Source organism: Psychroserpens luteolus (assembly GCF_021032705.1).
GTDB lineage: Bacteria > Bacteroidota > Bacteroidia > Flavobacteriales > Flavobacteriaceae > Psychroserpens > Psychroserpens luteolus.
The window spans coordinates 710,385-735,668 of record NZ_JAHVXI010000001.1 but is presented as its reverse complement, the minus strand read 5'-3'; the positions used below and the strand labels follow the sequence as shown (position 1 = coordinate 735,668).

The following is a 25,284-nucleotide window of genomic DNA, read 5'->3' as shown; positions in this document are numbered from 1 at the left end:
TTGCGCAAACAAATTGAAAACATGACGATTTTAATTCTTGGTTCTGGAGGAAGAGAACATACGTTTGCTTGGAAAATAGCTCAAAGCCCATTATGTGATGCCCTTTTTGTGGCACCTGGAAATTCTGGAACGGCTCAAATAGCAACAAATGTAAATATTGGTGTTACCGATTTTGAAGCGATAAAAAATTTGGTTTTAGAACATCATATTGACATGGTTGTCGTTGGTCCAGAAGACCCTTTAGTTCAAGGAATTCATGATTTCTTTTTAAATGATGACCAATTAAAACATGTTGCAGTTATTGGTCCACAAAAGGCAGCAGCAGAATTAGAAGGAAGTAAAGAGTTTGCTAAAGAGTTTTTATTTAGACACAACATCCCTACGGCTGCTTATCAAAGTTTTAATGCTAACAATGTCGAAGAAGGTTATAAATTCCTTGAAACGTTAAGTCCTCCATATGTTTTAAAAGCCGATGGTTTAGCAGCAGGGAAAGGGGTTTTAATTCTTAATGATCTAAATGAAGCAAAGGCAGAACTTAAAAACATGCTTGTAGATGCTAAGTTTGGTGATGCGAGTTCGAAAGTTGTTATAGAAGAATTTTTAGACGGTATCGAATTAAGTTGTTTTGTGTTAACCGATGGTAAACATTACAAAATTTTACCTACTGCTAAAGATTATAAACGAATTGGAGAAGGTGACACTGGACTAAATACGGGAGGAATGGGAGCAGTATCTCCAGTTCCTTTTGCTACAGATGAGTTTTTAAATACCATTGAAGAACAAATTGTTAAACCAACAATTTTAGGACTTCAAAAAGACAATTTGCCTTACAAAGGGTTTGTATTTATTGGTTTGATCAAGGTTGGGAATAACCCAAAAGTAATTGAGTATAATGTAAGAATGGGTGATCCAGAAACCGAAGTTGTTTTACCAAGGTTGAAAAATGATATCGTTGAAATATTTAAAGCCATATCTGAAAACCGTTTAAATGATATCGATATTGACATTGATGATAGAGCTGCGACAACTGTAATGCTAGTATCTGGAGGTTATCCTGAGGCCTATGATAAAGGGAAGGAGATAACAGGCTTAGAACAGATTGAAGGCTCTATACCATTTCATGCTGGAGCAACTATTAAAGACAATAAGATCGTGACCTCTGGAGGGCGTGTAATGGCTATTACTTCTTACGGAAACACCTACCAAGAGGCTATAAAAAAATCTTATCAAAATATAGACAAACTACATTTTGATAAGATGAATTATCGAAAAGATATAGGTTTCGATTTATAAGTAAGAATGAGAAGTTACACTTTTATCTTCTTCATTATTTGCATTAAATTTTTTGAGTTGTAGCATCCAGTATACCATAGCAACAATGCCTATGATAATGAAAATCCAAGATAGCATGTTAGCCGTCCACCAATTTTCTAATTCTAATGCTCTTAACGCATCAAATGGAGCAAACAATATGTTTACGAATAAATCTTCTATAGCGTAAAAAAAGTCTTTCATTAAATTATATTTTTTTAGAATCTCTTTGTGAGCTTCGTTGGTATAATCATATATTTACAGTGCAAAATTACATATTTTTTTCATTTTAAACCAGATCAATGATTTCAAATTTTTTTAGCAAATCAAAACCAATTCACTACATCGTAGTTAGCATTATGCTATTACTGGTTTTTGTGCTTTCAAAATTTAAAATCTTAACTAACGATATTGATCTTATCATCTTTTTTAAACAAACGGCTATATTTTTAGTATGCTTAATGTCTGTCTTTGTTTTTGATTTCCTAGTGACGCGTAACAGTTTAGCTAAGAACAACAGTTACCATATTGTCTTATATGTATTGTTTTTTGCTATTCTTCCACCAACCATTTTAAATTCTCAAATCCTTGTAGCAAACTTTTTCATATTGCTAGCATTACGTCGTCTAATAAGTTTAAGATCTCATAAAGCAATTAAAAAGAAGCTGTTCGATGCCTCTTTTTGGATTGCAATTGCCACTTTATTCTATTTTTGGTCCTCAGTGTTTTTTATACTGATTTTTGCAGCATTAATAGTATATGCGATTGTAGATGTGAAAAACTACATTATCCCGCTCGTTGGCATAGCTACTGTTATTGTAATTACAGCGTCGTGTTTTATCATACTTGAAATTGACGTGTTTAAATTTGCAAGTAACTTATTTGGTTTTAGTTTAGACTTTAGCGCCTTAAACTCTAAACAAATTATCATAGGCTCAACAATACTATTGTCCTTTGGGCTTTGGGCTTTATTCTATTACATCAAAAATATAAGGTCTCAAATGAAAAGCTATAGGCCATCATTTAAACTCGTCATATTAATAGCTATATTAGGAATAGTCATCATAGCCTTAGCACCATCAAAAAATGGAAGTGAGTTTATCTTTCTATTTGCACCATTATCAATTATCATGACCAACTATCTTGAAGTTATTTCAGAGAAATGGTTCAGGGAAACATTGTTATGGGTAATAATAGTGACGCCAATAGCAATATTATTGTTGTAGTTTTTTTCCGAAGGCTAAGTCACCAGCATCTCCTAATCCAGGAACAATATAACCTTTGTCACTTAATGTATCATCAATGGCAGCAATCCAGAGATGTGTGTCTTTCCCAAAGTGATCATTTACAAAATCAACACCATCTTGTGCTCCTATAACACTTACTAAATGAATGTTTTTTGGAGTTCCAAAAGGTTTCAAGGCTTCAAAAGTAGCAACCATAGATTGTCCTGTAGCCAACATTGGATCTGCTAAAATAAGTGTTTTTCCTTCTAAGCTAGGACAAGCCAAATACTCAACAATAATTTCAAAAGTTTCAGGATTGGCTTTATGGTGCCTGTAAGCAGATATAAACGCATTTTCGGCATCATCAAAGTAATTAAGAAGTCCACTATGTAATGGTACACCAGCTCTTAAAATAGAGCACAATACAATATCGTCATTGTAGAGTTGTGTATGACTTTCGCCTAAAGGGGTAGTAATAGTTTCTGGTTTATAATCTAATGTCTTGCTCATTTCATAACATAAAACTTCACCAATGCGTTCGATATTTCGTCTAAAGCGCATGCGATCAATTTGAATATGAGCATCTCTAATTTCAGAAATAAAAGAATTTAAAATAGAATTGTCTTGTGATAGATTATGGATATGCATGTTTTGAAGTCTTTTTTAAGGGAGATAAAGTTAATAATAACTTCTATATTTGCACTTTAAATTAAGAGATTATGTTTTCAGAAGACGCAAATAAAATATTTCAGGAGGTTATTGAAAAATACCACATTATTAACACGGTTGACCAACCATTTACAAACGTGTATGATAAGGATGCTAATTTATTAGAACATTTATTATACAGAAAATGTTGGATAGATACTGTTCAATGGCATTATGAAGATATTATTCGCGACCCACAGATAGATCCTGTTGCTGCTTTAAAATTGAAACGTCAAATTGATGCTTCAAACCAAGACAGAACAGATATGGTAGAGTATATTGACAGTTATTTCCTGGAAAAATATAAAGAGATATCACCTAAAGCCGATGCAACAATTAATACCGAAAGTCCTGCTTGGGGAGTAGATAGATTATCTATTCTAGCCCTTAAGATCTATCACATGAATGAAGAAGCTACTCGTGAAGACGCTTCAGATGCGCATAGAGAGGCTTGCCAAAAGAAGCTTAATATCTTATTAGAGCAACGCGTAGATTTATCTACTGCTATTGATACACTTCTTGATGATATAAACAAAGGGGATAAGTACATGAAGGTCTATAAACAGATGAAAATGTACAATGATGATGAGCTTAATCCAGTATTACGCTCTCAGAAGTAAGTAACAATTATCCTCAATTTAGTCTAGAGGGTTATTCAAATTGTTGAGATGCCACAGCCAAAGCACATTCTCGTTATTCGTCTCTCAGCAATGGGTGATGTTGCTATGAGCGTACCTGTGTTGAGAGCTTTTGTATCACAATATCCAGATGTAAAACTTACCGTTTTAACCAAGCCTTTTTTTAAAGCTTTTTTTAGAGACATTCCTAATGTTAATTGCATTGCAGCCGAAATTAAAGGGAAGCATAAAGGGGTTTTCGGACTTTGGAAACTATCACGTGAATTACTGCAATTAGATATTGATCTTGTTGCCGATTTACATAATGTTCTGCGAAGCAAGATTTTAAAATTCTTTCTCTTCGGAAAAAAAGTAGTTCAAATAGATAAAGGACGTGAGGAAAAAAAGAGATTGACCTCTGGCCAATATTTTAAACAGCTTAAAACAACACATCAACGCTATGTAGATGTATTTGAAAAGTTGGGATATCCATTAGATTTATCTCAACCTGTTTTTCCAGAAAAAGTAAAATTGAGTTCAAAACATTTGGATGTTACCGGGAATAATGAAAAACAATGGGTTGGGATTGCTCCATTTGCTGCTTTTCAAGGAAAGATGTATCCCATCGATTTGATGACCGAAGTTGTTGGCATACTTTCGAAAACCTATCAGGTATTACTTTTTGGAGCAGGGAATGATGAAGCCCAACAATTAAATACCATAGCTAGTCAATTTGAAAACGTTATCAATCTTGCTGGTCGTTTTACATTGGGCGAAGAATTGGATATCATATCAAATTTAGATGTCATGCTTGCTATGGATTCTGGAAATGCTCACCTTGCGGCTATGCTAGGTGTAAATGTAATTACAGTTTGGGGAGTAACACATCCATATGCCGGTTTTTTACCATTTCATCAAACTATAGATTCTGCCATCTTAGCTAATAGAGAACGTTACCCTAAAATCCCAACATCTGTATATGGAAATAAACTCCCAGAAGGATATGAGCAGGTGATGAGATCTATTGCTCCAGAGACCATTATTTCTAAAATCCATGACGCTCTAAAATAAAAAAAGCCTCACTCCAAAAGAGTGAGGCAAGATTTAGAATTTTTAGATAATCCCTATGATTAAATTCTAATCGAGGACTAAGTTATTTTGATTAAAATTAGCCGTCAAGAATTTGTAAGAATATCTTAGGTTTTTTCGATAAAAGGTTGATTATTACGACTAAAGACAATTTTAATAGATGATGTGTATCTTAAACATCGTCATAATCTACAAAAAGTGTTGGTGTTGTGGGATGTGCTTGACAAGTTAAAATGAGTCCATCTGCCAATTCACCATCGGTTAAAATATTATTTTGTCGCATTGTTGCTTTACCTTCTGTAATTCTTGCAATACAACTACTACAAATACCGCCTTGGCAAGAGTATGGAGCATCAATATCTTCATCTAAAGCAGCTTCCAATACAGATTGCTTTTGAGACATTTCATAGGTTAGGGTTTCATCATCCAACAAAACGGTAACTTTTGTTCTACCATCTGGCACAGATGAATCATCTATATCGGCAGGTTTCGCCGCTTTAAACAACTCAAAATGCACACGGTTCTCATCGATGTTATGTTGGGCTAGAACATCTTTCACAGTATTTATCATGCCGCCTGGACCACATAAATAATAGGCGTCAACCTCTATGTCTTTATACTTGTTTTTCATTACATAATTGACGGTACTTTTTTCAATACGACCAAAAATCGCATTCTCTTCTTCGGCTTGACTAAACACAAACTGTATTGAAAAACGTGAACTGTATTGATGTTGCAACTCTAATAGTTCATTTAAGAACATGGTGTCTCTCGTAGATCTATTTCCATACACTAGTATAACCTTACTTAATACTTCTTCTTCTAATGCACATTTAATAATGCTTAAAACAGGAGTAATCCCACTTCCTGCAGCAAAAAGCGCGATATTTTTTGTTTTAGAATCGTTAGGCTCAAATATAAACCGTCCTTTAGGAGGCGCAACATCTAGGGTGTCACCAACGTTAAGTTGATTGTTGGCATAGGCCGAAAAAGTACCATCTTGAACTTCTTTCACCGCAACCTTAAGTTCGTCGCTTTTAGGTGATGTACATAACGAATAATCGCGTCTTACCTCATTACCATTAATCGTGGTTTTTAGAGTGATATATTGTCCTGCTTTAAAGCCGAAATCATCTTTTAGATGTTGAGGCACATCAAAACTAATGGTGACTGCTTTTTCGGTTTCTTTAGTGATTTCTTTTATAGTGAGTTTATGAAACTGTGACATAAATATTTTTTTGTAAAAATAACAAATCGAACTAGGAATTGTATTTTAGTTGTAACAAAATCCAGTTTAGCAATACTAACATTTCTAAATAATCAAACATAAACACAAGCCATGAAAAAATTAATCTATGTTATTGCATTTCTATATGCCTTTACTATCCAAGCACAGGATAATACAGAATTTAAAACCCAAACTATAGAATTCATTAAACTCACAGGAACCGCAGATGCTTTTAATAACGCGATTTCTCAAATTGGAGCTATGGTTCCTGAAGACAAGAAGGAAGCCTACACCAAAGAAGCTAATGGTACCTTGGAGGATTTATATAGTCAGTTGGCAGATGTTTACATGAAAGAGTTTACAAAAGAAGACATTGCACAATTAGTCGTATTTTATAAGTCAGACCTAGGAAAAAAATTAGCATCAAAGCAAACAGACCTCGCTCAAGCAGGAATGTCTATTGGTCAATCATGGGGAATGGAATTATCTCAGATTGCTCAAAAACACTCTAACTAATCTAGAGACTAACTAACCAAATTAAATATGAAACTCAAACATTTTTTAAACTTAGAATGGAAACAATTCTTCCGTTCAGCAAGTTTCGGTAAGAGTATTGCTATCAATATTTTAATGGCTTTTTTGGCACTGTATTTTATTGGGATATTTTTATTTATTGGTATCTTTTTATATAAAATATTAGGGAAAGTTAATCCAGATCAAGATGCATTAACTACGTTAAATAGCTTTTTGTTTTTTTATATATTATTTGACGTTGCGATTCGATTCTTTTTTCAAAAGTTACCAGTCATGTCTGTAAAACCTTTATTGCCTTTACCAGTAAAGCGCAGTAAAGTGGTTAATTATGTCTTACGAAAATCGGCATTTTCATTTTTTAATATTTTACCGTTATTTGCTTTTATTCCTTTTAGTATTACCCTAATCGTAAATGATTATCCAGTAACCTCAGTACTAGCTTGGTTGTTAACAGCAATAGTAGTTGTACAGATTATTAACTTCTTAAACTTTATCTTAGAGAGTTTTTCTTCGGAAAGAGAATTGTCCTTTCTACCAGTAATTGTGCTTGTTGGAAGTTTGTTTGCGTTAAATTACTTTAATGTTATTTCATTTTCAGATTTAATCGCACAAGGGTTCACAGCTATCTACAACAATCCAATTTTTGTATTGATACCAATTGTTGTCTTGGTTGGATTATACGTGATAAACTTTAAACAATTAAAGGCCAAACTGTATCTTGATAGCTCTTTAAAAACAAAAGTTGCTGTAGTCAACGCCTCTAATATGGAATGGACCAAGCGTTTTGGAGACATTGCTCCTTTTATGCAATTGGATTTAAAATTGATATGGAGAAATAAACGTACCAAGTCGATGACTATGCTTTTAGCAATTGGGTTGTTATATGGCTTATTCTTCTACCCTCAACCTATATATAGAGATATGGAATTTATGTTCGCATTCATTGGAGTATTCTCTACTGGGTTTTTTCTCATCAATTTTGGTCAATTTATTCCAGCTTGGGATAGCGGATATTACAAAATGCTCATGAGCCAAAACATCAAATATGAACAGTACCTAAGATCCAAATTTGTACTCATGATCATGAGTGTTGTTATTCTATTTGTTTTAGGAATACCCTATGTGTATTTCGGTTGGAAAATTTTAATAGCGCATTTCGCAACAGCGATATACAACATAGGCGTTAATTCGCATGTGATTCTTTATGGAGGATCGTTTAATAGAAAAAAAATAGATCTAGATAAAAAAGCGGCATTTAATTATCAAGGAACTGGAGCTGTACAATGGATAATTGGAATTCCTTTAATGATATTGCCGATGGCATTATTTGGTCTTACTAACTGGCTTGTTGGTTTTGAAGCTGCTGTAGGATTGTTAATTGCACTTGGTGTTTTAGGAATCGTACTTCATAAAAAATTAATGACACTAATCACCAAGAAATACCTCGATTCAAAATATAAAATGATTGACGCTTTTAGTCAAGATACTTAATACGATATAAAACATTATGATACATACAAAAGACCTTTCAAAAGCATATAGTGGAAAACGTGTTTTAAAAATTGATGAACTAGGGATTCCGAAAGGGCAAAGTTTCGGGCTAGTAGGAAATAATGGAGCAGGAAAAACCACTTACTTTAGTTTATTATTAGACCTCATAAAACCAACGACTGGAAACATCACTAATAATAGCGTTGTTGTAGACCAAAGTGAAGATTGGAAGCCATTTACATCAGCTTTTATTGATGAGAGTTTCTTAATTGGATATTTAACCCCTGAAGAATACTTTTACTTTATTGGTGAGCTTCGTGGAGAAAACAAAGCCGACGTAGATAGCTTAGTTGCTCAGTTTGAAGATTTTTTTCATGGTGAAATATTAGGCCAGAAAAAATACCTTAGGGATCTTAGTAAGGGGAATCAGAAAAAAGCTGGGATTGTTGCTGCACTTATTGGTAGTCCCGATGTGATTATTTTGGATGAGCCATTTGCAAATCTTGACCCAACAACACAAATACGACTCAAAGGGATTATTAAAGATTTAGCAGAAAAGCAAGGCGTTACCGTTCTTGTGTCTAGCCATGATTTAATGCATGTTACCGATGTTTGCGAACGTATTGTAGTGCTTGAAAAAGGAGAAGTGGTTAAAGATCTCGAAACCAATGAAGCAACGCTTAAAGAATTGGAAGCACATTTTTCAGGATCTGAGCAGGTTTAAGACCTTACTATACGTCTAAAAACCGACCATTTTTCGGTGATAATTCAAAAAGATGCTTATTTTTACAGCATTGCATAATATATGCAAGCGATTTTAGTTATAGTATTTACAAAAAACTAAACCACTTGAATACATCTTTTAAAGTTATTATATCACTGTTTTGCGTGACACTTTTTATCACAAGTTGTTCGCGTAAAAAAGACACGTTTATTAACCGAAATTTTCATGCTCTAGGGACAAAGTATAATATTCTTTACAACGGAAATATTGCATTAGAGAAAGGAAGAGAAACAGTTGATAATGCAGCAACAGATAACTATTGGGAATTATTACCAATAGAACGCATGCAACTCTCTGAAGAGATTATCTTGCCTGGTCAATCTAAAAACCAAGATTTTGAACGTGCTGAGGAAAAAGCCATTAAAGCGGTTCAAAAACACGGCATGAACATCAAAGGGAAAGAATACAACCCTCAAATTGATGAAGCCTACCTTTTATTAGGTCAAGCCCGTTATTTCGATCAACGTTTTGTGCCTTCACTTGAGGCTTTTAATTACATTCTGTATAAATACCCAGCGAGTGATAAAATCAACACAGCTAAAGTTTGGAGAGAAAAGGCCAATATTAGAATGGAGAATAATGAACTGGCTATAAAAAATTTAAAACGCCTTTTAGAGCAAGAACAGCTAGAAGATCAGGACTTGGCAGATGCAACATCAATGCTCGCTCAAGCTTATATCAATGTAAAATCTAAAGATAGTGCTTTGGTTGAATTAGGAATAGCGGCCGAATTCACTAAGAAGAATAAAGAAAAAGCACGTTTTAATTATATCATTGGGCAACTTTACAATGAATTTGGCAAGAAAGACAGTGCCAATATTGCTTTTGATAAAGTGATTGATATGCACCGTAAAATACCAAGACCATACTATATCAATGCACATTTAACTAAATCCTATAATTTTGATATGGATAGTGGTAATAAGATTGAGTTTCTTGAGTATTTAACAACACTTGAAGAAGACAGGGAAAATCGCCCATTCTTAGATAAGATTTACTATCGAATTGCCGAATTCCATAGAGCAAATCAAAGTGATTCTTTAGCCGTTGCATACTATAATAAGTCATTACGTACAAATCTTGGAGATAAAGAACTTATGTCTAGAGATTATGCAACCCTTGGAGATATGAGTTTTGATGATGCCCAATACAAAATGGCAGGTGCTTATTATGATAGTACTATGACCAACATGAAGCTTAACTCAAAACCTTATCGTGTTGTTAAACGTAAGCGAGAAAACTTAGAAGATGTCATTTACTATGAGGATATTGCACAATCTCACGATAGTATTTTAAGACTGGTTAATATGTCTGATGATGACCGATTGACATATTTCACAACATATACTGAAGAACAGAAAGCAATAGCCGAAGCAGAAAAAGAAAAGGCCGAGGCCGAAGAACGTCGTAAATCTGTCAACGCTGGCTCAGTAACAACTAATACAAAATCTGGAAAATCACAAAGAGCAGATCCAACAGCAAATAATGCACAAAAGCAAGAGTTTTATTTTTATAACTCAACAACCGTTGCTTTTGGTAAAAATGAATTTATTAAAGTTTGGGGAGATAGAGAATTAAAAGATAACTGGAGACTATCCGATTCTAAATCTAGACCAGGAGCTACACCAGGAGCTAATGACCTTGCAGCAAATACGTCGGAAGATGAACGATTTGATCCAGAATTTTACATTTCTAAAATCCCTACAGATCAAAAAGTTATTGATAGCTTAGCAAAAAACCGCAATTATGCTTACTACCAATTAGGAGTGATTTATAAGGAAAAATTCAAAGAGTATGAATTAGCAATGGGTAAATTAGAAACCCTATTACAAAACAATCCAGAAGAGCGTCTCATATTACCGTCTAAATATAATTTACAAAAGATTTATACCGAATTAGGATTAAGTGGAAAAGCTAATGCGATGAAAGCAGATATTGTTAGTAATTATCCTGATTCTCGATATGCAAAAATATTATTAAACCCACGCTCAGAATTTGCTAAAGATGAAAATAGCCCAGAGAGTCTCTATGAAGGCTTATTTGGTAAATTTGGTAATCAAGAATATGCTGAGGTTATTTCAAAAGCAGATCAATATATTACCGAGTTTGAAGGTGACCCAATGGTACCTAAATTTGAAATTTTAAAAGCTTCGGCCAATGGTCGATTAAATGGATTCGAAGCCTATAAAAAAGGGGTTAATTTTATTGCCCTTACGTATCCAAATTCAGAAGAAGGAAAACAAGCGCAAGAGATTATGAAGACAGTGATTCCTATTCTAGCAAAAAAAGAATTTGTGAGTAATGATACCGCGAAACACTTTAATGTACTATACCCTTTCAATATTAATGAGAAAGATCAAATAGAAGACTTTGTAAAAGAGCTTAACGAAGCTATTTCCAAAATCAACTATTTTGATTTATCGACCTCTATTGATGTCTATGATACTAATACACTTTTTGTTGTAGTTCATGGACTAACTAGCGCTCAAGGAGCTTCAGGTTTTGCTGAAATCCTAGAAGAGAGTAAACATAAAATTGACCGAAATTTCTATTCAATTTCTTCGCCAAACTACGAAATTGTACAACGACACAAAAACTTAAACGAATACCTAGAATCTCAATAAACTTAGACCTATGTTTTCAGACAAAAAAACAGGACGTATGGCTTCAGAAACAATTTCACAACAGAACACGATTGCTAAAGGAACTGTCATCACAGGTGACATCATTAGCGAAGGCGATTTCAGAATTGAAGGCTCAATTCAAGGAAATATCAAAACACCCGGAAAGGTGGTTATTGGTAAAACAGGAATCATTAATGGAACTCTTAAAAGTGCCAATGCTGATATTGAAGGAAAATTCAAAGGCAAATTAATGCTTTCTGATACCTTGTCTTTAAAATCTTCTGCACATGTTGAAGGTGAAGTTATTGTTGGTAAACTGGCCGTTGAGCCTGGAGCTAATTTTAACGCAACATGTTCTATGAAAGGCAGCCTAAAAGAATCAAGTAATGCAGGAGCAGGACAACAAACAACAATCAAACCAACAACACCAACAACACCAACAAGACCACCAGAAAAAGGTCAAACCGCTTAACACCTATGCGCGGTTTTCGGGAATAGCAATTCAAATGTTTGCTATCATTGCAGTTGGGACATTCATTGGCTACAAGCTTGATGAACACTATCCTAATACTCATAATTTATATACACTTGCGGGCTCATTGTTGTCTGTAATACTATCTATTGTTTACATAATAAGACGTATTATTGCAATTTCAAAAGAAGATAAATAAATGAACGACGTTTTTAAAAAGAGAGAAACAAACTTTCTTATTCAACTCATTGCCCTAAGCGGTTTGCTATTTGCGGTCCACAGTTATTTAAATTATCATTTCGCTGGAGAGGTTATCTTATTTTTCCCGCTCTGGCATATTTACTTATTTCATGTTGTTACAGTTATTATTATTTATACATTAATTAATTATCGTGAATCTGTAGGTAAGACCGAAGTATTCAATACGTTCATTTTTGGAATGCTTGTAAAGATGATACTTACTATGGTGTTTTTATTGCCTTGGATATTATCTAAACCAGAACAAAAAGGTTATGATCTCGCTAATTTTTTCATTCCATATTTTATTTTTCTTGCATTTGAAGTCTATTCAGTAGTGAAAATTCTTCAGAAAAAGTAAGGAATACAAAGACTTGAACCTCTTTAAAATAAGTCATTAAATAATCATTGAATTATTGTTTGACAATTAATATAATGTGCGTACATTTGCACCGAATTTAAAGCAGCGTATTTTTAAGCAATACAGGATGATATTAAACACTTTTAAAAACGTATTATTTTCGATGTTATTTTTAGCAATTTCGTTTGCTGGATATGCATCAGAAGATAGTGATCCGAATAAGGATGAAGAGTTCAATGCAAAAGAGATGATTTTGCATCACGTCAAAGATGCTCATGAGTTTCACTTGTGGGATTGGAAAGGGAAGCCAGTTTCATTATCATTACCTATTATATTATGGACTGATAATGGATTAACTACTTTTTCTTCAAGTAAGTTCCATCATGATGATCAAGGTAAAGAAATAGTAGAGGCCAATGGCGGAAAGTTTGTTAAGCTTCATGAAAAAATCTATCAACTAGATGCTAATGCAACCTCTGTAGCCTTTGATGAAGAGCACCACCCAACTAATGCGCACAGACCTTTAAATTTCTCAATCACTAGAAATGTGTTTATGATGTGGGTTTCTGTAGCTGTATTATTGCTCATATTTATTACTGCTGCTAGAAGTTATAAAAAATCTAAAGATGGGGTTCCTACTGGAATTGCCGGGTTTATAGAGCCTCTTGTTGTATTTGTTAGAGATGAAATTGGAAAACCAATGATTGGTGAACACAAATACAAAAGATATATGCCATATCTTTTAACGATCTTTTTCTTTATATGGATCAATAACATATTTGGGTTAATTCCAATTTTAAACGGAGCTAACCTTAGTGGAAATATCGCTTTTACTTGTACATTAGCAGTATTTACCTTTATTATCACAACATTAAGTGGAAACTCTAATTACTGGAAACATATTTTCTGGATGCCTGGAGTTCCTGTACCTATGAAAATATTTTTAATGCCAATTGAAATTATCGGAATGTTTGTAAAACCAATTTCGTTAATGATACGTTTGTTCGCAAACATTACAGCAGGACACGTTATTATTTTAGCATTAATGTCATTAATATTTGTATTCAAGTCTGTGGCAATAGCTCCAGTATCTGTAGCATTCTCATTGTTTATTACAGTTATTGAAATTATTGTAACAGCGATACAAGCATATATATTTACAATATTGTCAGCCCTTTATTTTGGGATGGCAACAGAAGAAGCACATCATTAATTAATTTAAATTTTATATTATGACTATTACTGGAATTGCAGCTATTGGAGCTGGTTTAGCAGCTATTGGAGCTGGTGTTGGTATTGGTAAAATTGGTGGATCAGCTATGGATGCCATGGCACGTCAACCTGAAATGCACGGAAAGATTCAATCTTCTGCATTAATTTTAGCAGCCTTCGTAGAAGCGGTAGCACTATTTGGTGTTGTTGTTGCTTTCTTACAAGGGTAAAACAATCAAAGCACAGAAGTAACGGTTGGTTGCTTCTGTGTCTTTAAAATTTAAGTTATTTAAAAAACAACAAAGAAATGGATTTAATTACACCAGAATTTGGTCTTGTATTTTGGACAGCAATAACATTTTTGTTTTTGCTTTTAATCTTAAGAAAATTTGCTTGGAAACCAATTCTTGGAGCGGTAAGCGACAGAGAAGAAGGTATTAAAAATGCGTTGGCTTCTGCTGAAAATGCTCGTAAAGAGATGGAAAACTTAACAGCAGATAATGAGCGTATCTTAAAAGAAGCAAGACTTGAAAGAGAAGCATTGCTAAAAGAAGCACGTGAGATCAAAGAACAAATGATCGCTAATGCCGAGACAGAAGCTCAAGAGAAAGCAAATAAAATCATTGAGAAAGCTCAAGCAGCTATCGAAAGTGAAAAGAAATCTGCAATGGCTGAATTGAAAAATCACGTAGCTGGATTATCTGTAGAAATTGCAGAAAAAGTAGTGCGTCAAGAATTATCAAACAAAGACAAACAATTAGAATTAGTTGAGTCTATGTTAGGTGAAGCAACATTAAACTAAAAAAAATGGCAGGAGCAAGAGCAGCACTACGTTACGCAAAGGCGGTTTTAAGATTAGCATCAGATCAAAATACAGCTGAAGCTGTTAATAATGATATGAAATTAATCGCAACTACTATTGCAGAAAGTAAAGACTTAAGCGATATGCTTCAAAGTCCTGTAGTTAGATCATCAGATAAAAAAGCAGTACTGTTAGAGGTTTTTAAAGGATCTGATAGTATGACAACAAATTTAATTGACACCTTAATTTCAAACAAAAGGTTAGCACTTTTAAATGATGTAGCAGCAAGCTATAACCGATTGTTTGATGAGTTAAAAGGAACACAAGTAGCAAAAGTAACTACTGCTGTACCTTTAACTGACGACTTGAGAGTTAAAGTTTTAGCTAAGGTTAAAGAACTTACAGGTAAAGATGTTGAAGTTGAAAATATTATTGATGAAACTATTTTAGGTGGATTCATTTTACGTGTTGGAGATATTCAATACAATGCTAGCGTAGCAAATAAATTAAATACATTAAAAAGAGAATTTACATTAAATTAAACTTGCCCTAAGTAAAGCGAAGGGTCAAAATAGAATAAGATGGCAGAAGTAAAACCAGCTGAGATATCAGCAATCTTAAAACAACAACTTTCAGGTTTTGAAGCAAGTGCTTCATTAGACGAAGTTGGAACAGTATTAACTGCAGGTGATGGTATTGTACGTGCCTACGGATTAGCTAATGCTCAATACGGAGAATTAGTAGAATTCGAAGGAGGACTAGAAGGTATTGTACTTAACCTTGAAGAAGATAACGTGGGTATCGTATTACTTGGTGGATCTACAGGAGTAAAAGAAGGATCTACTGTAAAACGTACTGGACGTATCGCCTCTGTAAATGTAGGTGAAGGTATAGTTGGACGTGTTGTAGATACTTTAGGAAACCCTATTGATGGAAAAGGACCAATCACTGGCGAAACTTACCAAATGCCTTTAGAGCGTAAAGCACCAGGTGTTATCTATAGAGAACCAGTAACTGAACCATTACAAACAGGTATTAAAGCGATTGATGCTATGATTCCAGTAGGTAGAGGTCAACGTGAGTTGGTAATTGGTGACCGTCAAACAGGTAAAACTACGGTTTGTATCGATGCGATCTTAAATCAAAAAGAATTTTACGATGCAGGAAATCCTGTATATTGTATATATGTTGCTGTTGGGCAAAAAGCCTCAACAGTAGCAAACATTGCTAAGACTTTAGAAGAAAAAGGAGCTTTAGCATACACAACAATAGTAGCTGCTAATGCATCAGATCCTGCTGCAATGCAAGTTTATGCGCCAATGACTGGAGCATCTATTGGTGAGTATTTTAGAGATACTGGTCGTCCTGCTTTAATTGTATTTGATGATTTATCAAAGCAAGCGGTTGCGTATCGTGAGGTATCTTTATTATTACGTCGTCCTCCAGGACGTGAGGCGTATCCTGGTGACGTTTTCTACTTACACTCAAGATTATTAGAGCGTTCTGCGAAAGTGATTAATGATGATGCGATTGCAAAAGAAATGAATGACCTTCCTGAGGCATTAAAACCAATCGTAAAAGGTGGTGGTTCTTTAACGGCATTGCCAATCATTGAAACTCAAGCGGGTGACGTTTCTGCATATATCCCAACTAACGTAATTTCTATTACAGATGGGCAAATCTTCTTAGATGGAGATTTATTTAACTCTGGTGTTCGTCCAGCAATTAATGTAGGTATTTCGGTATCTCGTGTTGGTGGTAACGCTCAGATCAAATCGATGAAAAAAGTATCAGGTACATTAAAACTTGATCAAGCTCAGTTCCGTGAATTAGAAGCGTTTGCTAAGTTTGGATCAGATTTAGATGCTGTGACATTGAATGTAATTGAAAAAGGTAAGCGTAATGTTGAGATCTTAAAACAAGCACAAAACGATCCGTTTACTGTTGAAGATCAAGTAGCAATCATTTATGCTGGATCTAAAAACTTATTAAAAGACGTTCCTGTAAATAAGGTAAAAGAATTTGAAAGAGATTTCATTGAATTCTTAAGAGCTAAGCATGAAGATGTATTAAGCACTTTGAAAGCAGGAAAATTAACTGATGAGGTTACAGATACATTAACAACTGTAGCAAGTGACTTATCAGCTAAATATAGAGCATAATTAATAGTCCTACGTTCAATTTGAGCGTAGGATGTTTTCATATTTTAAAATATGGCGAATCTAAAAGAAATACGTAATAGAATATCTTCAGTGTCTTCAACGATGCAGATCACAAGTGCTATGAAAATGGTATCTGCTGCAAAATTGAAGAAAGCACAAGATGCTATTACAGCAATGCGTCCTTATTCAGATAAATTGACAGAGCTTTTACAAAGCTTAAGCGCTACTTTAGATGGAGACTCAGGAAGTAAATTTGCATCACAACGCGAAGTTAAAAAAGTATTAATTGTAGCGGTGACCTCTAATAGAGGTCTAGCAGGTGCTTTTAACTCTAACATTATTAAGGAAGTTACAAACCTTACTAATGATACTTATGCAAATCAAGAGGTGTCTTATTTGGCTATAGGTAAAAAGGCTAATGATGCATTTAAAAAAACTAACAATGTTATTGCTAATAAAAGTGAAGTCTATGACGATTTAACTTTTGATAATATTGCAGAAATTGCTCAGATGTTAATGGACAAGTTTGTTGCAGGTGATTTTGACAAAATTGAAATCGTTTACAATAAATTTAAAAATGCTGCTACGCAAATTGTAATGACAGAGCAGTTTTTACCAATTGTACCAATAGAAGGTGAGGCAAATACCAACGTTGATTATATTTTTGAACCGTCAAAAGTGGAAATCGTTGAACAACTTATACCTAAATCATTAAAAACACAATTGTATAAGTCGGTTAGAGACAGTTTTGCTTCAGAGCATGGTGCACGTATGACAGCAATGCACAAAGCAACTGATAACGCGACAGAATTAAGAGATCAGTTAAAATTAACGTATAACAAAGCACGTCAAGCTGCGATTACTAACGAAATCTTAGAAATTGTTGGTGGTGCAGAAGCACTAAATAATTAATAATTTTTTGTCATGCTGAACTTGTTTCAGCATCTCACATAAATCATAAACCCAACTCGTATGAGTTGGGTTTTTTTATTTTCACATATAGTCTGTAACATTTTTATGATTTTGTATCTAAAGGGAAAATTAATTAAAAAGATACAACATGAAAACATTTAAAATCATTGCACTATTAACTATTTCTGTATTTAGTATAACCTTAGAAGCACAAAACAAACCTTTTGATGTTAAGGTTGAAGGCAAAGGAGAACCAATATTATTGTTTCCTGGATTTACATGCACAGGAGATGTTTGGAACGATACGGTTAAAGAACTATCGAAAACAAATGAATGCCATGTGTTTACCTTTGCTGGCTTTGGTGATGTTCCTGCAATAGAGACACCTTGGCTCACCAAAATTAAAGAAGGAGTTAATACCTATATTACTAAAAATAAATTACAAAAAGCAACTATAGTAGGGCATAGTATGGGCGGAACTCTAGGCTTGTGGTTAGCAACAGACCAAAGTTCTAAATTCAAAAAGATTATTGTTGTAGATGCTTTGCCATCAGCAGGTGCTTTGATGATTCCAAATTTTAATAGTGAAACCATTGTGTATGATAACCCATACAACCAAAGGTTATTAGATATGGATGCTAATAGCTTTGAAGTTATGGCATCGCAAATGGCAGGAGGAATGTCTTTAAACAAGGAAAAGCACGCTTTAATTAAAGAGTGGATTATAAAAGCAGACCGAAAAACATATGTCTACGGTTATACAGATTTGCTTAAATTAGACTTAAGAACATCTATAGCTAAAATATCAATACCAGTAACTGTTCTTGCCGCAACACAACCTTATGGAGAAAGCGTTGTTAAGAAGACATATGAAGAACAGTATAAAAACTTAAAAGAATATTCAATTAAATATGCTAAAGAATCTGCTCATTTTATAATGTTTGATCAGCCAAAATGGTTATTAAAAGCTATACATGAAGAGTTACAAGAGTAAATGAAATCATTAGAGAAACAATTTAAAGAGGTATACGAAGCTAATTACGCTAAAGTAAATCGTCTATGCTTAGGTTATACTAATGGAGATGCAATGCTTTCAAAAGATTTAACTCAAGATGTTTTTATCAAGGTATGGCAGCATTTGGATTCGTTTAGAAATGAGTCTAATATTACTACCTGGATTTATAGGATTGCTGTTAATACTTGCCTTTTGGAGTTAAGAAAGAAAAAACCTGTTAGGCTATCTAATCATCTTAATCATATAGAAGCGTCTACAGAAAACCAAAACAATGATAAAGAGCTTGAATTCAATAAATTATATCATTGTATAGGACGTTTAAAACCTGAAAACAAAAGTATCATACTTCTAGAGTTAGAGGGTGTGCCTCAAAAAGAAATAGCCGAAATTACCGGGTTGTCTCATGAGACGATTAGAGTAAGGATATATAGAATTAAAAAAGAATTAACTAAATGCGTTAGAAAATGACAACATTTGAAGATTTAAAATCCCAATGGAAAAATCAACCACAACAAGATATACCTAACGATGGTTCAGAATCAATACTAAAGAAGTTAAGCGGTATCAAAAGAAAACAAATAATAACGAATGTTATTTTGGGAGCTACTGTACTTATTTTAATCGTCTTTTTTACATATATAAAAGCTTATAATAACGGACTGATATCTTTTGCACTATCTTTAATGATTGGCTCTTTATTGATTAGAATTGGTATAGAGTACTTTAGTATAAAAAAACTAAAAGCTATAGACGTTACCTTAAGCGCCTCTGTTTTCAGTAAAAACATGGTTTCATATTACAAGAAGAGAATAAGAATACATTATATAGCTACACCAATTATTATTTTGGCGTATTGTATAGGTTTTGTATTAATGCTTCCTTCTTTTGAGAAACACCTTTCGAGTGGATTTTATACTTATATTGTATTTTCATCGATAATTATCTTAGTTGTAATGGTGCTTTTTATTGGAAAACAAATCAAAAAAGAACTTTCTATATTAAAAGAAATAAGTAATTAAAATCGTAAGCTATTGTTAGATAGCATTCTACTCAATTCGTCTCTTTTTATGGCATTAATTTTGAAATTGTATATTTATAGCATGGAATAAATAAAATGAATGCCCTAAAACACATATCTACCTTACTACTAATGCTCGTCCTTATGGCTAGTTTCTCACAATGTTCAAGTGCACAAAAACTTCAAAAAGAAGCACCTCTATCCTTTGGTGAAGTGTATTGTCAAAACTGGAATGCTGGTGTTCAAGGTGGCGGATCTGGGTTGAATATATATATTCCTGTTGGAGACTATACAATTGAGCTAGATAGTGTTTATTTTAGAGGTAGAGTCTCAAAGTTAGAAGTAAAACAGAATTCACAATTGTTAGTTGGATCTTTTAGGACAGACAATAATTCGCCAAAAGACATAGTTATGAGTAGTGATTCAAAAGAAGAGTATGCTAATCAAATGCCAAGTGCAATGACACCATTTCCTTTTGAATTGAAAGACGACGAATGCGTTGTGAGTTACAAACAAAACAATAAAACATTATATTATAAAATTTTAAATGTGAAACAAAAGGAGCCACTAAATTATCCAAGTGCTCCACCAAATAAAAACTAGTTTAACCAAATCTAAAACTTAACCAAAATGAAAACTTCAAAATTTGCCCAGTTTTGTTGCCTCTTAATCGTTTTTTCCTTGCTAGGATGCTCAAATGCCTACAAGCTAGAAAAAGCTGCACCAATCCAATATAGTCGCGCATATTATCAACATTGGACAGCTCCAATAAAAGTAGGGAGTTCAGGAATCAATTTCCATATAGCCAATCTTACACCTGCTAATAATGTAGTAATTGATAGCGTATTTTTCAGAAACCTGAAAGGAAAATTAGTTCCTAGTAGAGGAAAATACGTATCACAATTGGTAAAACGCAAGCCTATTTCCGAAGGACATGAACTTAATACAATGAAAGAGTTTCCGTTTGAAATAACAAATAGAGAATGTGTAGTGAGTTACCGTGAAAATGGTGAGACCAAATATTTTAAAATAAGTAATCTTATTGAAAACGAAGGTATTTACTACAAGGATGGACCAATTGTAATGCAATAACTTATCTTTGGTTGGCGTTTGCTAAAAACGTAATTTTAGCAGAACAAAATAGAACTCTTGAGCGTACTAAAATCCTTTTTTAAAGATACTGTTATATATGGGTTGGCAATTGTTTTGCCGCGACTTATTAACTTTCTTTTGGTACGACTGCATACTGATGTACTTCCAAACGAAGGATATTCTGAAAATACCGAGTTCTATGTAGTTGCCGCGTTTTTTAATGTCATTTTAACCTATGGCATGGAAACCTCGTTTTTTAGGTTTTTTAGTAAAAACAAAGACAAAAACAAAGTATTATCTACTGCAATGATTACCATTGTGTTGAGTACTTTTATTTTTGGAGCATTACTGTTTTTGTTTAGAATTCCTATTTCTGAAACACTAAGAATCAATACTGAATTCTATACATTACTTGTTGGAATTACGCTTATTGATACATTGATAGTCATTCCTTTTGCCTATTTAAGAGTAACAGGTAAACCAATTAAGTTTGCTTTAATTAAGCTGCTAAATGTACTTGTCATTGTCGCATTAAATGTGCTTTTGCTTTCTAAAGCCTACGGCTCAGAACGTTTAAGACAACTATTTAATGTTGATAATAATGTGGAGTATATTTTTATTGCAAACCTTATTGCAAGTGCTGTAGTGCTAGTATTGGTTTCACCTTATTTTTTTAAGGCCAAACTTCAATTTGATACTCATATTTTAAAACAATTATTAAATTATGGTTGGCCTATAATGGTAGCGGGCTTAGCATTCGTAATTAATGAGAATTTAGATAAATGGCTCTTACCAGAAATGGAAGGTGAATTTGTAAATGGAGCCTATAGTGCATGTTATAAGTTAGCTGTATTTATGACGCTCTTTATTCAGGCATTTAGAATGGGAGCAGAACCATTTTTCTTTAATCATTCAGATAAAGAAAATGCGACACAAACCTATGCAACTATATTAAAATACTTTACTATCGTTGGCGCTTTAGGGTTAATGATAGTGGTGATATATATTGATGTATTACGACCTATTTTTATAAAGAAAGAAAGCTACTTATTAGCCTTGGATATTGTACCAATTGTATTATTAGCAAATTTATGCCTAGGTATTTACCATAACCTATCTATTTGGTATAAGTTAACAGATAGAACACGTTTTGGTATGTATATTTCTATTGTTGGAGCCGCAATAACCATTGCATTTAATCTTATTTTCATTCCTAAAATAGGTTTTATGGCTTGTGCTTATGCTACATTAATTGCTTATGGTTTAATGATGCTTATATCATATGCCTTAGGTCGAAAATACTATCCTGTACCTTATGACATTAATCGAATTGGAATATACTTGTTGTTAAGTGCCGGATTAAGTTTTATAACTTATTACTATTTTGATAGAGATATTTTAATAGGAACTGTATTTTTGTTATTCTACATAGCGTTAATCGCTTTTTTAGAAAAAAAAGAGTTACAATTATTACTTAAAAGAAGCTAGATTTTATAGCAGAAATAAATAAAAGCATGCAAATAAAGATCATTAATACATCTAATCACGATTTACCACACTACGAAACTATTGCGTCAGCAGGTATGGATTTACGAGCCAACTTATCTGAATCTAGAATTCTTAAACCTCTTGAACGAAGTATTGTGGGTACAGGGCTATTTATAGAACTTCCTATAGGTTACGAAGCCCAGGTTAGACCTAGAAGTGGCTTAGCTGCTAAAAAAGGGATTACTGTGCTCAATGCTCCAGGAACTGTAGATGCCGATTACAGAGGAGAAATAGGCGTGATTTTAGTCAACTTGTCTAGTGAAGATTTTACTATAAATAATGGCGAACGTATTGCACAATTAGTGATTGCTAAACATGAAAGAGCAGATTGGATTGAGGTTAGCGAACTTTCAGAAACATCACGAGGTGAAGGCGGATTTGGAAGTACAGGAGTAAAATAAAAATGAATCAACTTATAGAATGAAAATAATAGTACCCATGGCTGGTCGAGGTTCTCGATTAAGACCACATAGTTTAACAGTACCAAAACCATTAATACCAGTTGCAGGTCAACCTATTGTTCATCGTTTAGTAAAAGATATTGCTAAAGTGTTGAAGCAACCTATTGATGAAATTGCATTTGTTTTGGGTGATCCAGCTTGGTTTGGAGACGATGTTGTTGATAGTTTAAAAAGTTTGGCAACAAGCTTAGGCGCTAAACCGTCTATTTACCGTCAAGACCAACCATTAGGTACAGGTCATGCCATTATGTGTGCAAAGCCATCCTTATCTGGACCGGCTGTAGTTGCTTATGCCGATACACTTATTCGCGCAGAATTTGACTTAGATCCTAATGCAGATAGTGTGATATGGACAAAAAAAGTAGCAAACCCTGAAGCATATGGTGTTGTAAAACTTAATGATAATCAAGAGATTGTAGAACTTGTTGAAAAACCAGAGACCTTTGTAAGCGATCAAGCCGTTATAGGTATTTATTATTTTAAAGATGTAGCCGTTTTAAAGGATAAGCTACAAGAAGTTCTTGATCAAAACGTTATGAATGGAGGTGAATATCAGATCAATGACGGTATCAAACGTATGATGGCCGATGGAAAGGTCTTTAAAACAGGTACGGTAGATGAGTGGATGGATTGCGGAAACAAGACTGTTACACTAGAAACCAATACTAAAATGTTAAGGTTTTTAAAGGCTGATGGTGAAGAGCAAATGATTGCAAATTCTATCAAAAATAATGGTTCAACTATTATTGAGCCTTGTTACATTGGTGAACATGTAGAGCTACATAATGCAACCATTGGTCCAAATGTCTCTATAGGTAACAATTGTGTTATCCAGAATTCAAGCGTTAAAAATAGCTTAATTCAAAACCATACTAACATTAAAAACGCTAATTTAGACCATGCTATGATTGGTAATCATGTAAAGTACAATGGTGATTTTAAAGCCATTAGTATTGGTGATTACTCTGTTTTGGAATAATTCTTGAATTATCTTTCAAAGCATACGAAGAATTTTATAATGAAAACTAAACTATATACCCTGCTTCTTGTCTTCGGAATACTTATGTTTCCGCAGAATAGTGTTGCGCAAGTTGATTTCAACAAGCGTCCAGATGATGATTTGGGAAATGTAGAAGATAAATTTCAAGAATATTTCTTTGAAGCTCTTAAACAAAAGGGCATTGAAAACTATCAAAAATCTGCTGATGCGCTTCTCAAATGTATCGAACTAAAAGATAATGACCCTGTTTTATATTTTGAGCTAGGAAAAAATTACAAAGCACTTAAAAATTATGGAGCGGCAGAAGACGCTTTAAAAAAAGCGGTTTCAAAATCACCTGAAAACGAATGGTTTTTAGACGAGTTGTATGATGTGTATATCATACAAAATGATATGGACAGAGCGCTTAGAACAGTTAAGCAACTGGTTAAGTTTCATCCAGATTATAAACAAGATTTAGCATCGCTTTACATTAGAGTAAAAAAGTATAAAGATGCTTTGAAGTTACTTGACGAAATGGATGAACAATTGGGCTATAGTGAAGATAGAGATTACTTGCGAAACCAAATATATAATATAACAGGAAATGATGAAGATCGCATAGAAAACCTTGAGGAACGCGTAAAAAGTAATCCAGAAGACGAATCAAATTACTTACGCCTTATTTTTAGATATAGTGAAACAGGTGAGACTAAAAAAGCATTTGATGCAGCAAAACGTCTGTTAAAATTAAATCCAGAATCACAATTAGTACATTTAGCTTTATATAAATTTTATTTAGATGAAGGTGATGCTACAAGCGCTATTGCATCTATGAAAGTGGTTTTGACAAGCCCAGTAATTAAGCCCGAAGCCAAGGCTAAAGTGCTTAATGATTTTGTGAAATTTGTAGGAGAAAACCCAGAATACGAAGCAGATTTGATTGAAGTCACATCATTGGTAAGTGAAGATAAAAGTGTCAAAACTTTGTTAGAACTCGGCGACTATTACTTAAAATCTAACGATAAAGAAAAAGCTTTAGGGTATTATCAAGATGCTTTAAAACAAGAGCCAAATGAGTTCAAAATTATCAGAGATGTACTTCTACTTCAGATAGATTTGAATAAGGATAAAGAAGCCGCTCAAAAAAGTATGGAAGCCCTCGACATCTTTCCAGCCCAACCTATTCTATACTTAATTAATGGTGTCGCTAATAATAAAATCAAACAGCCTGAAAAGGCCATTGAAAGTTTGGAAATGGGTGTTGATTATGTGGTTGAAAACCCTAAAATGGAAGCCGATTTCTACAAGCAATTAAGTGAAGCATATAAACAGATTAATAATATAACACAATCTGAGACGTTTGCTAAAAAGGCAGCAGCCTTATTGAAAGATCAATAA

29 protein-coding genes are annotated in these 25,284 nt (G+C 33.6%); 26 read left to right on the top strand and 3 right to left on the bottom strand.

What is annotated here, in order from left to right:
• The first annotated feature begins 21 nt into the window (after positions 1–21).
• The gene (purD, locus tag KWG70_RS03265) at positions 22–1,293 is read left to right on the top strand and encodes a phosphoribosylamine--glycine ligase (protein WP_230934566.1); all 1,272 of its coding nucleotides are present in this window, start codon (positions 22–24) and stop codon (positions 1,291–1,293) included.
• Here purD and KWG70_RS03260 read toward each other — a convergent pair.
• Complete coding sequence (locus tag KWG70_RS03260) at positions 1,288–1,515, bottom strand: DUF6341 family protein (RefSeq protein ID WP_230934565.1); 228 nt, start codon at positions 1,513–1,515, stop codon at positions 1,288–1,290. The two genes, purD and KWG70_RS03260, sit on opposite strands and share 6 nt — an antisense overlap.
• A gap of 98 nt (positions 1,516–1,613) precedes the next feature.
• Here KWG70_RS03260 and KWG70_RS03255 point away from each other — a divergent pair, with 98 nt between their 5' ends.
• Positions 1,614–2,537, top strand: a complete 924-nt coding sequence (locus KWG70_RS03255) for a DUF6427 family protein (RefSeq protein ID WP_230934564.1) — start codon at positions 1,614–1,616, stop codon at positions 2,535–2,537.
• Here the strand turns inward: KWG70_RS03255 and upp are convergent.
• Positions 2,526–3,185, bottom strand: a complete 660-nt coding sequence (gene upp, locus KWG70_RS03250; protein WP_230934563.1) for a uracil phosphoribosyltransferase — start codon at positions 3,183–3,185, stop codon at positions 2,526–2,528. The two genes, KWG70_RS03255 and upp, sit on opposite strands and share 12 nt — an antisense overlap.
• A gap of 71 nt (positions 3,186–3,256) precedes the next feature.
• On the opposite strand from upp, the gene KWG70_RS03245 reads away from it, so the two are divergent.
• The gene (locus KWG70_RS03245) at positions 3,257–3,865 is read left to right on the top strand and encodes a DUF4254 domain-containing protein (protein WP_230934562.1); all 609 of its coding nucleotides are present in this window, start codon (positions 3,257–3,259) and stop codon (positions 3,863–3,865) included.
• A gap of 48 nt (positions 3,866–3,913) precedes the next feature.
• Positions 3,914–4,933, top strand: a complete 1,020-nt coding sequence (locus KWG70_RS03240; protein ID WP_230934561.1) for a glycosyltransferase family 9 protein — start codon at positions 3,914–3,916, stop codon at positions 4,931–4,933.
• Positions 4,934–5,123: 190 nt separating this feature from the next.
• On the opposite strand, the gene KWG70_RS03235 is transcribed toward KWG70_RS03240, so the two are convergent.
• Complete coding sequence (locus KWG70_RS03235) at positions 5,124–6,179, bottom strand: ferredoxin--NADP reductase (protein ID WP_230934560.1); 1,056 nt, start codon at positions 6,177–6,179, stop codon at positions 5,124–5,126.
• Positions 6,180–6,290: 111 nt separating this feature from the next.
• Here KWG70_RS03235 and KWG70_RS03230 point away from each other — a divergent pair, with 111 nt between their 5' ends.
• From KWG70_RS03230 to KWG70_RS03130, 22 genes are all read left to right on the top strand, one after another.
• Positions 6,291–6,695: a DUF2059 domain-containing protein gene (locus KWG70_RS03230; protein ID WP_230934559.1), complete on the top strand. Its 405-nt coding sequence runs from the start codon at positions 6,291–6,293 to the stop codon at positions 6,693–6,695.
• A 27-nt stretch (positions 6,696–6,722) separates the two neighbouring features.
• Positions 6,723–8,204 carry a DUF5687 family protein gene (locus KWG70_RS03225; protein ID WP_230934558.1) on the top strand — a complete coding sequence of 494 codons (1,482 nt, stop codon included), beginning with the start codon at positions 6,723–6,725 and terminating at the stop codon, positions 8,202–8,204.
• Between the two features lie 16 nt (positions 8,205–8,220).
• Complete coding sequence (locus tag KWG70_RS03220) at positions 8,221–8,928, top strand: ABC transporter ATP-binding protein (RefSeq protein ID WP_230934557.1); 708 nt, start codon at positions 8,221–8,223, stop codon at positions 8,926–8,928.
• Between the two features lie 125 nt (positions 8,929–9,053).
• Positions 9,054–11,612, top strand: coding sequence for a type IX secretion system periplasmic lipoprotein PorW/SprE (gene porW, locus KWG70_RS03215; protein WP_230934556.1), 2,559 nt, complete (start codon positions 9,054–9,056; stop codon positions 11,610–11,612).
• A gap of 10 nt (positions 11,613–11,622) precedes the next feature.
• On the top strand, positions 11,623–12,084 hold the full coding sequence (locus KWG70_RS03210; protein ID WP_230934555.1) for a bactofilin family protein: 462 nt from the start codon (positions 11,623–11,625) through the stop codon (positions 12,082–12,084).
• On the top strand, positions 11,999–12,283 hold the full coding sequence (locus KWG70_RS18005) for an AtpZ/AtpI family protein (protein WP_394801618.1): 285 nt from the start codon (positions 11,999–12,001) through the stop codon (positions 12,281–12,283). Before KWG70_RS03210 ends, KWG70_RS18005 begins: the two co-directional genes overlap by 86 nt.
• Positions 12,284–12,682 (top strand): hypothetical protein, encoded by a 399-nt coding sequence (locus KWG70_RS03205; RefSeq protein WP_230934554.1) that lies wholly within the window; start codon positions 12,284–12,286, stop codon positions 12,680–12,682. It begins immediately after the preceding gene.
• Positions 12,683–12,809: 127 nt separating this feature from the next.
• Entirely contained in the window at positions 12,810–13,895 is a 1,086-nt protein-coding gene (gene atpB, locus KWG70_RS03200; protein ID WP_230934553.1) for a F0F1 ATP synthase subunit A, read from the top strand.
• A 19-nt stretch (positions 13,896–13,914) separates the two neighbouring features.
• A complete protein-coding gene (gene atpE, locus KWG70_RS03195; RefSeq protein ID WP_230934552.1) occupies positions 13,915–14,124 on the top strand; it encodes an ATP synthase F0 subunit C in 210 nt (69 codons plus the stop codon).
• A 77-nt stretch (positions 14,125–14,201) separates the two neighbouring features.
• Entirely contained in the window at positions 14,202–14,696 is a 495-nt protein-coding gene (locus KWG70_RS03190; RefSeq protein WP_230934551.1) for a F0F1 ATP synthase subunit B, read from the top strand.
• Between the two features lie 5 nt (positions 14,697–14,701).
• Positions 14,702–15,238: an ATP synthase F1 subunit delta gene (gene atpH / locus KWG70_RS03185; protein WP_230934550.1), complete on the top strand. Its 537-nt coding sequence runs from the start codon at positions 14,702–14,704 to the stop codon at positions 15,236–15,238.
• Between the two features lie 39 nt (positions 15,239–15,277).
• Positions 15,278–16,858, top strand: a complete 1,581-nt coding sequence (gene atpA / locus KWG70_RS03180) for a F0F1 ATP synthase subunit alpha (RefSeq protein WP_230934549.1) — start codon at positions 15,278–15,280, stop codon at positions 16,856–16,858.
• 51 nt (positions 16,859–16,909) lie between these two features.
• Complete coding sequence (gene atpG / locus KWG70_RS03175; RefSeq protein ID WP_230934548.1) at positions 16,910–17,770, top strand: ATP synthase F1 subunit gamma; 861 nt, start codon at positions 16,910–16,912, stop codon at positions 17,768–17,770.
• 148 nt (positions 17,771–17,918) lie between these two features.
• Positions 17,919–18,764 carry an alpha/beta fold hydrolase gene (locus KWG70_RS03170; RefSeq protein WP_230934547.1) on the top strand — a complete coding sequence of 282 codons (846 nt, stop codon included), beginning with the start codon at positions 17,919–17,921 and terminating at the stop codon, positions 18,762–18,764.
• Positions 18,765–19,253, top strand: a complete 489-nt coding sequence (locus KWG70_RS03165; RefSeq protein WP_230934546.1) for an RNA polymerase sigma factor — start codon at positions 18,765–18,767, stop codon at positions 19,251–19,253.
• The gene (locus tag KWG70_RS03160; RefSeq protein WP_230934545.1) at positions 19,250–19,804 is read left to right on the top strand and encodes a hypothetical protein; all 555 of its coding nucleotides are present in this window, start codon (positions 19,250–19,252) and stop codon (positions 19,802–19,804) included. Before KWG70_RS03165 ends, KWG70_RS03160 begins: the two co-directional genes overlap by 4 nt.
• 143 nt (positions 19,805–19,947) lie before the next feature.
• Positions 19,948–20,406, top strand: a complete 459-nt coding sequence (locus KWG70_RS03155) for a hypothetical protein (RefSeq protein ID WP_230934544.1) — start codon at positions 19,948–19,950, stop codon at positions 20,404–20,406.
• Positions 20,407–20,433: 27 nt separating this feature from the next.
• Positions 20,434–20,895, top strand: a complete 462-nt coding sequence (locus KWG70_RS03150) for a hypothetical protein (RefSeq protein WP_230934543.1) — start codon at positions 20,434–20,436, stop codon at positions 20,893–20,895.
• Positions 20,896–20,952: 57 nt separating this feature from the next.
• Positions 20,953–22,383: an oligosaccharide flippase family protein gene (locus KWG70_RS03145; protein WP_230934542.1), complete on the top strand. Its 1,431-nt coding sequence runs from the start codon at positions 20,953–20,955 to the stop codon at positions 22,381–22,383.
• A gap of 26 nt (positions 22,384–22,409) precedes the next feature.
• Positions 22,410–22,844: a dUTP diphosphatase gene (dut, locus tag KWG70_RS03140; RefSeq protein ID WP_230934541.1), complete on the top strand. Its 435-nt coding sequence runs from the start codon at positions 22,410–22,412 to the stop codon at positions 22,842–22,844.
• A gap of 19 nt (positions 22,845–22,863) precedes the next feature.
• Complete coding sequence (locus KWG70_RS03135; protein WP_230934540.1) at positions 22,864–23,883, top strand: sugar phosphate nucleotidyltransferase; 1,020 nt, start codon at positions 22,864–22,866, stop codon at positions 23,881–23,883.
• Between the two features lie 39 nt (positions 23,884–23,922).
• Positions 23,923–25,284, top strand: a complete 1,362-nt coding sequence (locus KWG70_RS03130) for a tetratricopeptide repeat protein (protein ID WP_230934539.1) — start codon at positions 23,923–23,925, stop codon at positions 25,282–25,284.

Excerpts from the sequence above, each read along its gene's own strand:
- purD (WP_230934566.1), top strand. The coding sequence starts at position 22 with ATGACGATTTTAATTCTTGGTTCTGGAGGAAGAGAACATACGTTTGCT.
- KWG70_RS03260 (WP_230934565.1), bottom strand. The coding sequence starts at position 1,515 with ATGAAAGACTTTTTTTACGCTATAGAAGATTTATTCGTAAACATATTG.
- KWG70_RS03255 (WP_230934564.1), top strand. The coding sequence starts at position 1,614 with ATGATTTCAAATTTTTTTAGCAAATCAAAACCAATTCACTACATCGTA.
- upp (WP_230934563.1), bottom strand. The coding sequence starts at position 3,185 with ATGCATATCCATAATCTATCACAAGACAATTCTATTTTAAATTCTTTT.
- KWG70_RS03245 (WP_230934562.1), top strand. The coding sequence starts at position 3,257 with ATGTTTTCAGAAGACGCAAATAAAATATTTCAGGAGGTTATTGAAAAA.
- KWG70_RS03240 (WP_230934561.1), top strand. The coding sequence starts at position 3,914 with ATGCCACAGCCAAAGCACATTCTCGTTATTCGTCTCTCAGCAATGGGT.
- KWG70_RS03235 (WP_230934560.1), bottom strand. The coding sequence starts at position 6,179 with ATGTCACAGTTTCATAAACTCACTATAAAAGAAATCACTAAAGAAACC.
- KWG70_RS03230 (WP_230934559.1), top strand. The coding sequence starts at position 6,291 with ATGAAAAAATTAATCTATGTTATTGCATTTCTATATGCCTTTACTATC.
- KWG70_RS03225 (WP_230934558.1), top strand. The coding sequence starts at position 6,723 with ATGAAACTCAAACATTTTTTAAACTTAGAATGGAAACAATTCTTCCGT.
- KWG70_RS03220 (WP_230934557.1), top strand. The coding sequence starts at position 8,221 with ATGATACATACAAAAGACCTTTCAAAAGCATATAGTGGAAAACGTGTT.
- KWG70_RS03210 (WP_230934555.1), top strand. The coding sequence starts at position 11,623 with ATGTTTTCAGACAAAAAAACAGGACGTATGGCTTCAGAAACAATTTCA.
- KWG70_RS18005 (WP_394801618.1), top strand. The coding sequence starts at position 11,999 with ATGCAGGAGCAGGACAACAAACAACAATCAAACCAACAACACCAACAA.
- KWG70_RS03205 (WP_230934554.1), top strand. The coding sequence starts at position 12,284 with ATGAACGACGTTTTTAAAAAGAGAGAAACAAACTTTCTTATTCAACTC.
- atpB (WP_230934553.1), top strand. The coding sequence starts at position 12,810 with ATGATATTAAACACTTTTAAAAACGTATTATTTTCGATGTTATTTTTA.
- atpE (WP_230934552.1), top strand. The coding sequence starts at position 13,915 with ATGACTATTACTGGAATTGCAGCTATTGGAGCTGGTTTAGCAGCTATT.
- KWG70_RS03190 (WP_230934551.1), top strand. The coding sequence starts at position 14,202 with ATGGATTTAATTACACCAGAATTTGGTCTTGTATTTTGGACAGCAATA.
- atpH (WP_230934550.1), top strand. The coding sequence starts at position 14,702 with ATGGCAGGAGCAAGAGCAGCACTACGTTACGCAAAGGCGGTTTTAAGA.
- atpA (WP_230934549.1), top strand. The coding sequence starts at position 15,278 with ATGGCAGAAGTAAAACCAGCTGAGATATCAGCAATCTTAAAACAACAA.
- atpG (WP_230934548.1), top strand. The coding sequence starts at position 16,910 with ATGGCGAATCTAAAAGAAATACGTAATAGAATATCTTCAGTGTCTTCA.
- KWG70_RS03170 (WP_230934547.1), top strand. The coding sequence starts at position 17,919 with ATGAAAACATTTAAAATCATTGCACTATTAACTATTTCTGTATTTAGT.
- KWG70_RS03165 (WP_230934546.1), top strand. The coding sequence starts at position 18,765 with ATGAAATCATTAGAGAAACAATTTAAAGAGGTATACGAAGCTAATTAC.
- KWG70_RS03160 (WP_230934545.1), top strand. The coding sequence starts at position 19,250 with ATGACAACATTTGAAGATTTAAAATCCCAATGGAAAAATCAACCACAA.
- KWG70_RS03155 (WP_230934544.1), top strand. The coding sequence starts at position 19,948 with ATGGCTAGTTTCTCACAATGTTCAAGTGCACAAAAACTTCAAAAAGAA.
- KWG70_RS03150 (WP_230934543.1), top strand. The coding sequence starts at position 20,434 with ATGAAAACTTCAAAATTTGCCCAGTTTTGTTGCCTCTTAATCGTTTTT.
- dut (WP_230934541.1), top strand. The coding sequence starts at position 22,410 with ATGCAAATAAAGATCATTAATACATCTAATCACGATTTACCACACTAC.
- KWG70_RS03135 (WP_230934540.1), top strand. The coding sequence starts at position 22,864 with ATGAAAATAATAGTACCCATGGCTGGTCGAGGTTCTCGATTAAGACCA.
- KWG70_RS03130 (WP_230934539.1), top strand. The coding sequence starts at position 23,923 with ATGAAAACTAAACTATATACCCTGCTTCTTGTCTTCGGAATACTTATG.